The sequence below is a fragment of the Endozoicomonas sp. G2_2 genome, from assembly GCF_017744135.1.
GTDB lineage: Bacteria > Pseudomonadota > Gammaproteobacteria > Nevskiales > Salinisphaeraceae > Salinisphaera.
This window is the reverse complement of the sequence record NZ_JAGHQU010000009.1, coordinates 95,918-108,210: the sequence shown is the minus strand read 5'-3', so window position 1 is coordinate 108,210 and position 12,293 is coordinate 95,918. Positions and strand designations below refer to the sequence as shown.

Below are 12,293 nucleotides of genomic sequence, written 5' to 3'. Positions count from 1 at the left end.
GAGGCATCCCGATGATTTTGAACGAAGAACAGCAGATGCTCGCGGATCTTTCCGAGCGTCTATTCGCCGACAAGGCCAGCGTCGATACCCTGCGCGCCATCCGCGGCGGCAGTCTCGGTGCGGACTACGACACCGATCTCTGGCAGGCGATGGTCGAGTCCGGCCTGACCGGCATTCTCGTGCCGGAGGCGCATGGCGGCATGGACTTCGGGCTCGTCAGTGCCGGGCTGGTCGCGCGCGAGACGGGCCGGCGTCTGGCCCTCACCCCGTTTCTGTCGACCGCCGTGCTCGGCGCGATCGCCATTGGCCGCGCCGGCAACGCCGAGCAGCACAAGCAGTGGCTCGGCCCGATCGCCGAGGGGGCGCTCATCGTGGCCCTGGCGGTCGACGAGAGCGGCAAGCACCGGCCCGAGCGGGTCGCCGCCGGGGCAACGGCCGAAGGCGATGCGTTCGTCCTTGGCGGCGAAAAGACGCTTGTCGTGGATGGCCCGAATGCCGATCTTTTCGTGGTCAGCGCCCTGCATGACGGCAAGCCGGCGCTTTTCGCCGTCGATGCCGCGGATGCTGGCGTAACGGTCGAGGCCGTCACGTCCGTGGATACCCGCAGCATGGCCAATGTGCGATTCGACAACGCCAGCGCACAACGGCTCGACGCCGAGGACGACGCGCTGGACGATGTGCTGAACGCGGGCCGCGCGATGCTGGCCATGGAACTGGTGGGGCTGTCGCGCGCGGTGTTCGAACGCACGCTGGCCTATCTCAGCGAGCGCAAGCAGTTCGGCATGCGCATTGGTGCCTTCCAGGCGTTACAGCATCGCGCTGCGCATCTGTCGGTCGAGATCGAGATCAGCGAGGCGATGGCCTTTCAGGCGCTGGCAGCCTTCGATGCCGGTGTTGCCGATGCCTCGCAGCAGATCCTGGCGGCCAAGGCCCGCGCTGCCGACACCGCGCGACTGGCGGCGGCTGAGGGCGTGCAGATGCACGGCGGCATGGGGATGACCGACGAGTTCGATATCGGGTTTTTCATGAAGCGCGCCCGCGTGGCGAGCGAATTGCTCGGTGACGCGAACTTCTGTGCCGAGCGTTTCGCCCGAGCGCGGGGGTACTGACCGCGCGTCGTTTCACACCGTGCGGGCGACCACGATCACGCGGGCTTTAGAGGGCCCGCGTGATTCGGCCCGATCGACGGCAGGGCGTTCGCGGGTTACTTGCGTGACGGGTTCGGCTGCAGCTTGCCTTTCGCATCGGCGCCGGTGCCCTTGACCCGTTCCATCGTGCCGTCCGGATAGACGAGATAGGTTTCGCCGCCGGACACGGGCGGGCCGATCGCGCCGCTGCGCGCGGCGTCCTGCATGCCGGCTTCGAACTGCTCGAGCGTGATGCCGCCGGCGCGCGCGTTGCTCGCGCTGTCCTCGATCGTGTTGGTCGTATCGAAGGATTCGTAGGCCGCACCCACGGTGGGGTCGGCCTCGGCTTCGGCCGCGCTGAGCAGGCCGTTTCGATCGGTATCGAGCTCGGCGAACTTGTCCGCCAGCGATGTCACCACGTCGGCCTCGGCGGTCGTCGGGCCGCTGGCCTGCGTCGATGCCCCGGCTTCGGCCTCGCCCGCGGCGGTGTCCTGCGCCAACGCGACGCCTGCGACGCCGGTGAGCAGCGCGACGCCAAGCACGGGCATGATTCGGAATAAAGACATCATCGGACTCCACGCCAACCTGTGGGTTGTCGGTTCAATCTACGCCGGCACGGCCGGTACCGCCAGTCGCCCCGCACAGCGCGCCCGTCGGGCATGCAATGCGCCTCCATGCGCTGCCGACGTCGCGGCGTTTTATTTGAGTGACCGTTCAGGTATTGTCGATTGGCATTTTCCTGCCCGATCAGTCGAAAGGGCCCAGTCGGAGTACGACATGATCAAGTTCTATTACCACCCGTCACCCAATCCCGCGAAGATCGCGCTGTTCCTGGAGGAGTCCGGGCTCGACTACGAGCTGATGCCGGTCGATACGCGCAAGGGCGAACAATTCGATCCCGCGTATCTCGAGATCAACCCCAACGCGAAGACCCCCGCGATCGTGGATACCGATACCGGCGCGACCGTGTTCGACAGCACCGCGATCCTGCTCTATCTGGTCGACAAGACCGGCCAGTTCCTGCCCGAGGATAGCCCGGCGGTACGCGGCGAGATGCTGTCCTGGCTGATGCTCGTGGCGACCGGCATCGGCCCGTATGCGGGCCAGGCCGTTCACTTCAAGCACTTCGCGCCCGAGAAACTCGACTATGCGATCAACCGCTACGACTTCGAGGCGCGTCGCCACTGGGGCCTGATCGACGCGCATCTGGCCGACCGCAAGTACATGTGTGGCGACACCTACACGATTGTCGACATGGCCGTCTGGGGCTGGGCCGGGCCGGTGCCGTTCGTGATGGGCGAGAACGCCTGGGACGAATTCCCGAACGCCAAGCGCCTGTTCGACGAAATCAGCGCCCGCCCGGCGGCGCAGCGCGCCGGCGAGCTCAAGCAGAGGCATGCGTTCAAGACCGAGATGGACGAGGATGCACGCCGTCATATGTTCCCGCAGAACAAGGCTTCGTAAACCAATACCGTGTCGCCCGACGCGGTGTCCGGCGACACGCTTTTCCGCCCAGCCAGCGGTAGTCGGTGTGCAGCGGTTTGGCGTCAGGAGCGCCGTCTCTGCGGTCGGGATGTCTTCCGCGCGCTGCCCGCGGTTTTTTTCTCGTCGCCACGTCGCGCGTTATATGTTGCGAGCTGGTCGGCAGCGCCGGCGATTTCGTCACGCAGCTTCTTGTAGTTGTCAAAGCGCCCCGGCTCGAGCGTGCCGGCGTCGATGGCGGCGCGCACCGCACAGCCCGGTTCGCTGTCGTGATGGCAGTCGCGGAAGCGGCACTCGGTCGCGAGTGCTTCGATGTCGGCGAACCCGTCTTCGGCCAGATCCTCCTCGCCGGTCGGCTTGAGCTCGCGCATGCCGGGCGTGTCGATCAGGCAGGCGCCGGAGGCGAGCGGGATCAGCGCGCGGTGGGTGGTGGTGTGGCGCCCGCGCGCATCGCTCGCACGCACGGCGCCGGTTTTCATGCGGTGCACGCCGGACAGGGTATTGGTAAGCGTGGACTTGCCGACGCCGGAGCTGCCGACGAAGACCGCGGTGGTGCCCGGCCCGAGCCAGCGTTCGAGGCCAGCCGTGCTTTCGGGGTTTCTCGCGTCGACCGCGCAGACGTCGACCTGTTGCGCTTCGAGTTCGCCCACGGTTGAGCGGGCGTCGGCGAGATCGGTTTTGGTCAGTACGACCACCGGGTGGGCACCGCCGCGCACGAGCAGCAGATAGCGCTCGATGCGACGTGGATTGAAGTCGCCGTCGAGGCTGCAGACGATGAACACCACATCGATATTGGCCGCGATGATCTGCTGTCCGTAGTGCTTGCCTGCGCTACTGCGCTTGATGGTCGTGCGCCGGGGCAGCAGCGCGAGCGCATGGGCGTTGCCACCGGCTTCGCCCGCGACCAGCAACCAGTCGCCCACGGCGGGTCGCCGATCCGCGGGCAGCCGCGGCCGCTGCCAGTCGGGCAGGGACTCGATGGCGTAGCTCGTGTCGATGTCCTCGGCCACGACATAGCCGCTGCGATGCTGTTCGACCACGCGGGCCGGGCGCCCCGCGGGATATGTCGCCGTCGACGCCGCCCAGGGGGCGTCCGCGGGTGGCCACCCGTCATGCGGCCAGCCGATGGCCCGCAGGGCGGCGAAATCGGGGATCAAGCTGTAGGCGCTGCGTCGTGCATGCGGTGATTTTACCCGCCACCGGCGATGCCGTGCCGGTGCGTCGCGTTGCCCCGGCAGGCATGATCGTGACGCCACGAACACGACAGGCAACGAGGACCGAACATGAAGGCGCTTGCGTACCGCCGCTTTGGCGCCCCCGAGGTGCTGCGCTGGGAAGCGGGTTGGCCGGTGCCCGAGCTGCGGCCGAAGACCGTTCTGGTCGATGTGCATGCCGGGGGCATCAATCCGAAGGATGCCCTGCTGCGCAAGGGACACTTCAGCCGAACCCTGGCCCGCGCGCCGCTGCCGCGGGTATCGGGTCTGGAAATCGCGGGTACGGTAGGAGCGGTCGGGCCCGGTGTAACCGATGTGGCGGTCGGGGATGCGGTATTCGGCATGACGAACCGCTTCGTCGGTGGCGTTCATGCGCAACAGGCGTGCCTGGCGATCGACGAGATCGCGCCCCGACCGGACGGTCTGACATTCGTACAGGCCGCGGCCGTGCCGCTTGCCGCGCAAACCGCACTTCAGGCGCTGCGCGACTGTGCGCAGCTGCGCGCCGGGCAGCGGGTGCTTATCAACGGCGCGACCGGCGGCGTCGGCCATTTTGCGGTCCAGATCGCCAAGGCGATGGACGCGGAAGTCCATGCGGTATGCAGCGGCCGCAATGCCGGGTTCGCCGCAATGCTCGGGGCCGACGCCGTGTACGACTACAACGCCACGCCGGCAGCCGCCATCGATGCGAGCTTCGATGTCGTGTTCGACGTTTTCGGTCGCGACGAGCGCACCGCTTACCGTCGTGCGCTGGGCCGTACGGGCGTGTATGTGAGCACTGTGCCCAAGGCGCCGACCTTGCGGGGCGAATTGATGGCCGCGCTGCGCATCGACCGCCGCAGCCGGCTCGTTCGGGTGCACTCGAATGCCGCGGATCTCGGCCAGCTGGCGGGCTGGATCGAGGACGCCCGGCTATACCCGCATATCGATACGACGTATCCGATCACCCGGGCCGTCGCGGCCCATCGGCATATCGAATCCAAGCATGCGACCGGCAAGATCGTGCTCGATATGGCAGTCGCGGAATGACCGGGTTTCTAATCATGTTGCCGTACGCGCGACCTGCGTCCGTTTCGTCGGTTGTCACCACGCCTTGGCGGCAGATAGGCGTTGGCCCGAGCCGGTATCTCGTCGTGAATCGCGCCGGTTAAAGGCGCGCGGGCTGCCGGCATGGCGTTCACCCATAACTGAAAAGATGACTTGTCGGAGTGTCGCAATACGGTTCTAATGACGCCATGTCGGCGCGAGCCGTATGCCGCGCCGCGAGATAACAACGAGGGGAGAGGGCGCATGAACCGGTTTCGATGGACGACATGGGCGTTGCTCATGGCCGCGCTGCTGGCGCTGTCGGCGTGCAAGGACGACGCCAGCGTGAATCTGGGCGGGGCGAACGGGGCCGACGAACCCCCGGCGAGTACGGTCGATGAAGAAACCGGCGGCGAAACGCCGGAAACCCCGGACGAATCCGAGACGCCCGATGCGGGTGGCGATGACGCCGAACCGCCGCCGTTGCCCGATCCGGACGGTCAGGGTGAGCCGGGGCCGGCAGAGGGCGAGCAGCGCGCCGGGGTGAGCTACGACGTGACGCTCACCGGCTTCGACGGTGAAACCATCGCCTTTACCGTGCACGAACCGGCAACACTGGTCGGGGGCGAAACCTACCCGCTGCTGTTGTTCGGCCACGGCTTTGGCGCGCAGCGCATCCCCGCGCTGGGGCGCGACACGTTGCTGTCCGATCAGCCCGGCGCGAGCATCGTCGGGCCGCCGCAGGCTTATCTACAGGCCGGCTACGGCGAGATATCCATCGACCAGCGCGGGTTCGGCCAGTCCACCGGCAGCGTGCGCGTGCTCGATCCGGAGATCGAGGGGCGTTATCTGGTCCAGATCGTCGACTGGGCCGAGGCCAATCTCGACTGGCTGGCCTATCGCGACGACAACCTCGTGCTCGGTGCGCGTGGCGGCTCCTACGGGGGCGGTTACCAGCTGCTGCTCAACAATGTCGATCCGCGCAAGCGCCTCGACGCCATCATCCCGCAGATCACCTGGTATGACCTCAACTACAGCCTCAACGTGGGCAACGTGCCCAAATCCGGTTATGCCACCGCGCTGACCGGCCTGTCGGGTACGGGTGGGTCGTTTCTCGACGAACAGTTCGTCAACGCGCTGCTCGAAGGGCTGGCCACCGGCACGATTGGTGAGGCCGCACAGCAGGAATTCACCTATCACAGCAATCGTTATTTCTGTGAAAACGTGCAGCAGCCGGGCCGCGAAGTGGCGCCGGATTCGCCACCGCCGGTGGACGCACTGTTCCTGCAAGGCTCGTTCGACGTGCTGTTCAACATGAACGAGGGGCTGGCGAACTACCAGTGCATGGAAGACGCCGGCGGCGACGTGCGTCTGTATACGTATCCGGTGGGGCATGTGCTGCCCAGCGGTGGATCGATCCTGCTCACGCCGCCCGATATCCGCGAGGCGGGGTTGTTCCAGTGTGGCTCGCTCGACGAGTTCACGCTGTCGATGAACTGGTTCGATGCCAAGCTCAAACAGGATCCGCAGGCGATCGCGTACGTCGAGAACCTGCCCGAGCACTGCCTGGTAACCGATGGCACCGGTCGCGGGGTGGTGGTCGACGAAATCGCCGTCGGCGGTACGCCGACCACGGCCTTCGACATGCTCGTGCCGCAGAGCGCGCTGGCGCTGCCTACGGGTGTGGCGACGACAATCTACACCGCGCAGGAACAGGGCGAGGTGGTCGCCGGCATTCCGACGGCGAATATTACCGTGGAGCCGCTGGCAGTCGGCGATCCCGACGGTGACGCGATCATATTCGTGGCGCTGGCACGCGGCCGCGACGGCCAGCCCGGCAATCTCGAGATCATCGACGATCAGGTTCGCCCGGTACGCGGCCTCGGCACGTTCGAGATCGAGCTGCACGGTATCGCCGAACGGCTGGATGCCGGTGACGAGATTCAGGTCATCGTGTCGGGCACGTCTCTGCCGCAGTACCCGCTCGAGTTCAGCCGCGATCTCGCAAATGCGACCGTGCGCGTATCCGGTGAAATCGAACTGCCGTTGCTCGGGGTGCTGCCCGAGGCGCCCTGAGCGCAATCGAACCCGCCGCGGCTTGCAAAGCGTTTGGCTTAGCGCGTTTCATGTCTTCGGGACAGGACCGAAAAGACAGGCGCGGGCCGTATCATCGCCCGCGCGGGAGGCGCGACGATGGTGGAGGCCGTGGCACGCGGGGTGGTAACGCCCTCGGGTTACTCGGTGCCCGTGACCTGGTTTGCCGGGCGCGAGGGCGCACCGGTGATCATTGTTATGGCGGCATTGGGCATGGGCAGCCATTTCTATGCACCGCTGGCCCAGGCGATGGCCGCAACCGGCTTCAACGTGGCGCTGGTCGAACAGCGCGGCCAGGGCGACAGCACGCTGCGCCCGTCGCGCCATGACGACTGGGGTTTCGCGGAAGTGCTGTGCAACGACCTGCCGGCGGTCATGTCCTGGGCGCGGGGCGACCGGGCGACCGGGCGGCCGTCTATCTGATGGGGCACAGCCTCGGCGGTCACTATGCGGCCATGGCCGCGGGCCTCTATCCGCAACGTATCGACGGCGTGATCCTGGTGGCCACCGGCAGCCCCTGGCGGGAGGCGTTTTCCGGGGCCATGCGCAACAAGGTGCGTTTTCTCATCGGCGTGATTCCGGTCTGCGATCTGTTGCTCGGCTATTACCCCGGCGCGCGTATCGGCTTCGGCGGCAACGAAGCGCGGTCGGTGATGGACGACTGGCGCGTACTTGCGCGCAGCAATTGATATCGCGCCTCAGGTCTGGACCAGAACCTGGATGCGCGGGTTGCAGGCTATTCCGGCGGGGTGCTCGCGATCCGCCTCGCGGACGACGCCTTCGCGCCGCCGGCGTCCATCGATGCCGTCACGGCCAAGTTCGTGAGTGCGCGCCTGACCGAAAAGACGCTGGACGCCGAGACCATCGGCGACCGTGCCGATCACATGCGCTGGGCGCACACACCGGCCGCGGTGACACAGGCGGTGCGGGACTGGATCGGTTTCTTCGTCTGAACGGGCACGCCCGCGCTCACCACATCAGGTCGTCGGGCACCTGATAGGCCGCATAGGGGTCGTCCGGATCCGGGGTGTCGTCTTCGGGCGTGGCCAGCCAGACACGTTCAGGAATCAGCGGCTGGAGGCGCTCGGCGATCGCGGCCGTGACCAGCGCCGCATTGCCCCGGTGGCGCACGATGGCCATCCTGCCCGCCGCGAGGCTGCGGCGCTGGGCATCGCTCACCATGATGCGCTTGATCTTGCCCTTGACGGTGTAGTTGTAGGCCACCGCGTTGTCGCCGTCGCCTTCCGCCTTGATGCGGTTCTGATCGATGATCTGAGCCGCCATCTGCTGTTTTTCCTGCGCCTCGCGCTGGGCCTTGCGCTGTTCGTTGAGGCGCCGGTCGTAGTCGCGCTTGCCTGCGTCCTTGGCGGCGATTTCGCGCGCGAGTGCCGCCTGTTCGTCAGGCGTCTTGCCGTCGCGGCGTGCGGCCTGGGCCTGGCGTGTCTTCTCGCGGCGCGCCTTCTTGGCCTGCTTGGGCTTGGCAATGCCGGACTGAAGCAGTTGTTCCTGTAGCGTTTTCGACATCGAGGTCTCGTGCGCGGGCTGCAATCGTGTTGCCCCATTCTATCGAAGGCTGCCCTGGCCGGGCATTATCAGTGGCGACATCATCCGCCCATCGCGGCGCGCACGTAGATTTGGGGGACACGCTTCGCCTCGGCGCCTTGTGGATTGCCGTAGGCTCGTCATTCACGCTTTTGCGCACAGGTTCGCCATGAGACGACTCGCCATTCTGATAACCGGTCTGCTGGTGCTGGCCAGCGGTGTTCTCCATGCCGCGCCCCGGGGCGAAACGCTCGTCGAAACCGACGCCGGCCCGGCGACGCTGTACCCGATCGCCCACGCCAGCTTCGTGCTCGAATGGAAAGACCGCACGATCTATGTGGACCCCACGGGTGGCGCCGAAACCTATGCTGGATTGCCGACCGCCGACGTGATCCTGCTCACCCATTCCCACGGCGATCATCTCGATCGCGACACTCTGGCCGCGCTCGATACCCGAGAGACCATCGTGGTCATGCCGCAGTCGGTGGCCGACGAGATCGGCGAGGCCTACGGGCATACCCGCACCGTGATGGCCAACGGCGAGACCGTGCATACTGATGCCGGCCTCGGTATCGAGGCGGTGCCCATGTACAACCTGCCGGAAGGCCCCGAATCGCGCCATCCCAAAGGCTGGGGTAACGGCTATGTGCTCACCCTGGGCGACAAGCGTGTCTATATCTCCGGGGATACGGAAGGTACCCCGGAAATGCGCGCGCTCAAGGATATCGACGTGGCCTTCGTGTGCATGAATCTGCCCTACACCATGGGTGTCGAGCAGGCGGCGGATGCGGTCGCCGAATTCGCGCCGGCGGTGGTCTATCCCTACCACTATCGCGGCCAGGACACGGAAGTCTTCCGCGATCTGCTGGCGGCGAAGGACGCGCCGACCGAAGTGCGTCTGCGCGACTGGTACGGCGAGTAGGGCGCTGCCTCAGGCGTTGACGACCTGGTCCCGACCTTCCCGCTTGGCCGTGTACATGGCGCGATCGGCGCGTGCGATCAGTGACGGCAGTTCCTCGCCGCGTACATACTGGGCCGCGCCGACGCTGATGGTGCAGTCGATCGTCTGATCCGCGGCGCGGATCGTATGGCCGGCCACGTCCAGCCGGATGGCGTCGGCCACCTTCATGGCGTTTTCGAGCGTGCAGTCGCCGAGCAGGATCAGGAATTCATCACCGCCCCAGCGGCAGACCGTGTCGTTGTCGCGCAGATGCGCGCGGAAGATATCCGTGAGCGTGAACAGCACCAGGTCGCCGGCCGCATGGCCGTACTGATCGTTGATCTGCTTGAAACGGTCGACGTCGATGGCCAGCAGCGACAGCGGCACGTCGTTGCGCAACGCGTTCTTGAGCGCCTGGGTGAAAATCGCCTCGAACACTCGGCGCGTGGTGCATCCGGTCAGGGTGTCGGTACCGGCCATGGCTTCCAGTCCGGCCTGGTAGTTGCGCACGGAAAACCAGCCGATCGCGGTCACCACGGCGGCGATCGCCAGCGCGACGGCGATGTTGATCAGCAGCGCGCCGAGTACGCGGGTCTCCGCCGAAGACTGGGCCTGCTGGACGATGAGGTACCAGTCGAACTCCGGAATCAGCCGGCTGTTCACGTACACCCGGCGCCCATCACGACCCTCATAGCTTACCGAGGCGCTGGGCGTCGCCAGAATGGTGGTCGCGATCTGGCCCATGCCGTGACGCTCGCGCAGTCGTTCCGAGCCCTCGAAACCGGGACCGCGCAGGGTGACGTTGCCTTCGCGATCGGTGAGATAGATCTCGCGGCCATAACGGTTCTGATAACTCGCGATCAGGGCGGCGACCGAATGCACCGACAGGCCGATGCCGGTCACGCCGATGAAGCGGTCCCGATAGTCGGTCACACGGTAGTTCACGAAGATGGTCAGCCGGCTCGGATCGGCGGTATCGGTATCGACGTTGATCTCGTAGGGCGCATTCATGGCGCGCGTCCGGAAGTACCAGTCGTCCTGCGGATCTTCGCTCGATACCTGCTTGAGCACGCCGCTGGCGTGATAGTAGTTGCGGGTCTTTTCGGATACGTAGAAGGCGGTGGTGGTGTCGTACTTCTGCTGTATCTCCCGAAGATAACGCACCATTTGCTCGGCGTTGATTTCGCCGTCCAGCGTCCAGTCGCGCAGGAGCGTGTCGTGTGCCATCAGGGACGAAATCAGCACCGAGCGCAGCAGATCCTGCTCGATCTCGGAATAGATGTTGTCGCTGGTCAGCGGCAGCGTCTCTTCGGCGATATGGTCGCTGACTGATTCCTGCGCCAGGAAATAGCTGATCACGCTGGTCGCGATGAAGCCGAACACGAGCACGCCGGCGAGCGCGATCGCCGAATAGAGTTTCTTTTGAGCCAGCATGGATTGGTTTTTTCCGAATTCGGTCGGATGGCCGCAGGCCACCGGCATGGCCGGTCGCCGTTTCGCCCCACAGATTCCCCCGCTCAGAGAGTAATCGTTCGATCACGCCTTGGGTAGAGCAGGCGGCTTGTCGCGTTCGGCGGCGTCTGGCGATACCGTGCTGCGAAACGCATCGACCAACCGAGACACCACCATGGCCCGTTATTCGTGGCAGCGACCGGTACGACACACGGTTGCCGCGCTTGCTCTGGCATTCGCGCTACTGCTGGGCGGCTGTTCGGGGGCGCCGGACGCCGGCGATCTTCAGCCACTGCTGCAGACCCAGTTGCGCGCGAATCTGCAGAGCGCGCAGTCGGCGATGCAGGCGCTGGGCGGCGATCAGGGGGTGGCGTTCATGCGTGCGCTCGGCGCGCCCGATCCCGCACAGATCCGCGTCGAGAACGTCGAGATATTCGAGTCGCGCGAACTCGACAACGGCGACTACGAAGTCCGCCTGCGCTATGACATCGTCGCCGGCGACCGGCGCGACATACAGACCCGGACCGTGGTCTCGGACAAGGCGGACAGCGGCTGGCGATTGCTGCCGGACTGACCGGCCGACGCCGCCGGGGGCAGACGCGGCGGGCGCCGAATCGATTACCGCGTCTTGCGTGCCTTCGGCGGCGTGTCCTCGAGATCGGTGTCGGTACGGCCGTAGAACAGGATCGACGACCGGTCGTAGTGCGAGTAGCCGTAGAGGGGCATGCCGCCACTCTGCAGCGTGCCGGTCTCGGCGTCGTAGAAGCTCAGCAGCACCTTGGCGATGCCGGTACGGCGCTTGCTTTTCCACAGCGCGACCTCGGGCGTGGTCGCGTCACCGGCCAGCGGAATCGGAATGTCGGCGCTGGGGATCCCGAACAGTTTCTCGGTACGGTCGATCGACAGCGCGCCATTGCTGACATCGAGAATGGTGTCGGCGTTGCCGATGTCACGTGTCAGCCCGTAGCCCTGACGCAGCAGCTCGGCCTTGATCGCGCTGATCAGATACTGGCTGCGGTATTCGCCTTCCGAGCCGAAGTTCGTGGTGTCGACATAGATCCGGGTGCCCGCCGGCAGGTTCGGCGCGACCCGCGCGCTGACGTCGTCCGCGGCGTTGCTCAGCAACAGTTGATGCCGCGCCGTCTGGCCGGGTTCGGTTTCGCGAATGGTGGTGCAGCCGGCCACGACGATCATCAGGGGTAGGAGCAACGGGAGAACGCGGTTCATCGACAAGCTCGGAGTGAAAGAGGGTAATCACGCTAACAGACCGGCCGTCGGGCTGCCTCCGGCTTTCGTCGTACGTCTTATCCCGATTTTACGGTGGGCCTGGCGGCTGTGAAACCGGTGGTCTGTCACGGCGTGGGTTGCGCAGAAAGTCCGGTTTTTCGCGTTTTCGGGCGTTTGTTCCGATACCGG

General features: G+C 65.9%; 14 protein-coding genes. 9 read left to right on the top strand and 5 right to left on the bottom strand.

Annotated features, from left to right (window positions below; all coding sequences use genetic code 11):
• Window positions 1-11 precede the first annotated feature (11 nt).
• Window positions 12-1,109 (top strand): acyl-CoA dehydrogenase family protein, encoded by a 1,098-nt coding sequence (locus tag J7355_RS12220; RefSeq protein WP_209063104.1) that lies wholly within the window; start codon window positions 12-14, stop codon window positions 1,107-1,109.
• A 95-nt stretch (window positions 1,110-1,204) separates the two neighbouring features.
• Here J7355_RS12220 and J7355_RS12215 read toward each other — a convergent pair whose 3' ends face one another.
• A complete protein-coding gene (locus J7355_RS12215) occupies window positions 1,205-1,693 on the bottom strand; it encodes a hypothetical protein (RefSeq protein ID WP_209063102.1) in 489 nt (162 codons plus the stop codon).
• A 211-nt stretch (window positions 1,694-1,904) separates the two neighbouring features.
• On the opposite strand from J7355_RS12215, the gene J7355_RS12210 reads away from it, so the two are divergent.
• The gene (locus tag J7355_RS12210; protein WP_209063100.1) at window positions 1,905-2,591 is read left to right on the top strand and encodes a glutathione S-transferase N-terminal domain-containing protein; all 687 of its coding nucleotides are present in this window, start codon (window positions 1,905-1,907) and stop codon (window positions 2,589-2,591) included.
• Window positions 2,592-2,674: 83 nt separating this feature from the next.
• Here J7355_RS12210 and rsgA read toward each other — a convergent pair whose 3' ends face one another.
• A complete protein-coding gene (gene rsgA / locus J7355_RS12205) occupies window positions 2,675-3,766 on the bottom strand; it encodes a ribosome small subunit-dependent GTPase A (RefSeq protein WP_209063098.1) in 1,092 nt (363 codons plus the stop codon).
• Window positions 3,767-3,892: 126 nt separating this feature from the next.
• Between rsgA and J7355_RS12200 the strand changes: the two genes are divergently transcribed.
• The 5 genes from J7355_RS12200 to J7355_RS12180 all read left to right on the top strand — a co-directional run bounded on the left by J7355_RS12200 (window position 3,893) and on the right by J7355_RS12180 (window position 7,896).
• A complete protein-coding gene (locus tag J7355_RS12200; protein WP_209063096.1) occupies window positions 3,893-4,852 on the top strand; it encodes an NAD(P)-dependent alcohol dehydrogenase in 960 nt (319 codons plus the stop codon).
• A gap of 261 nt (window positions 4,853-5,113) precedes the next feature.
• A complete protein-coding gene (locus J7355_RS12195) occupies window positions 5,114-6,925 on the top strand; it encodes a CocE/NonD family hydrolase (protein ID WP_209063094.1) in 1,812 nt (603 codons plus the stop codon).
• A 117-nt stretch (window positions 6,926-7,042) separates the two neighbouring features.
• Complete coding sequence (locus J7355_RS12190) at window positions 7,043-7,366, top strand: hypothetical protein (RefSeq protein ID WP_209063091.1); 324 nt, start codon at window positions 7,043-7,045, stop codon at window positions 7,364-7,366.
• Complete coding sequence (locus J7355_RS12185) at window positions 7,297-7,632, top strand: alpha/beta fold hydrolase (protein ID WP_209063089.1); 336 nt, start codon at window positions 7,297-7,299, stop codon at window positions 7,630-7,632. Before J7355_RS12190 ends, J7355_RS12185 begins: the two co-directional genes overlap by 70 nt.
• Window positions 7,633-7,692: 60 nt before the next feature.
• A complete protein-coding gene (locus J7355_RS12180; protein ID WP_209063087.1) occupies window positions 7,693-7,896 on the top strand; it encodes a hypothetical protein in 204 nt (67 codons plus the stop codon).
• A 16-nt stretch (window positions 7,897-7,912) separates the two neighbouring features.
• On the opposite strand, the gene J7355_RS12175 is transcribed toward J7355_RS12180, so the two are convergent.
• Entirely contained in the window at window positions 7,913-8,467 is a 555-nt protein-coding gene (locus J7355_RS12175; protein ID WP_209063085.1) for a DUF2058 family protein, read from the bottom strand.
• A 187-nt stretch (window positions 8,468-8,654) separates the two neighbouring features.
• Between J7355_RS12175 and J7355_RS12170 the strand changes: the two genes are divergently transcribed.
• Window positions 8,655-9,407 carry an MBL fold metallo-hydrolase gene (locus tag J7355_RS12170; protein ID WP_209063084.1) on the top strand — a complete coding sequence of 251 codons (753 nt, stop codon included), beginning with the start codon at window positions 8,655-8,657 and terminating at the stop codon, window positions 9,405-9,407.
• Between the two features lie 9 nt (window positions 9,408-9,416).
• Here J7355_RS12170 and J7355_RS12165 read toward each other — a convergent pair whose 3' ends face one another.
• Entirely contained in the window at window positions 9,417-10,859 is a 1,443-nt protein-coding gene (locus J7355_RS12165; RefSeq protein ID WP_209063082.1) for a sensor domain-containing diguanylate cyclase, read from the bottom strand.
• A gap of 193 nt (window positions 10,860-11,052) precedes the next feature.
• Here J7355_RS12165 and J7355_RS12160 point away from each other — a divergent pair, with 193 nt between their 5' ends.
• Window positions 11,053-11,451 (top strand): hypothetical protein, encoded by a 399-nt coding sequence (locus J7355_RS12160; protein WP_209063080.1) that lies wholly within the window; start codon window positions 11,053-11,055, stop codon window positions 11,449-11,451.
• Between the two features lie 44 nt (window positions 11,452-11,495).
• Here J7355_RS12160 and J7355_RS12155 read toward each other — a convergent pair whose 3' ends face one another.
• Entirely contained in the window at window positions 11,496-12,104 is a 609-nt protein-coding gene (locus tag J7355_RS12155) for a DUF6655 family protein (protein ID WP_209063078.1), read from the bottom strand.
• Between the last annotated feature and the right edge of the window lie 189 nt (window positions 12,105-12,293).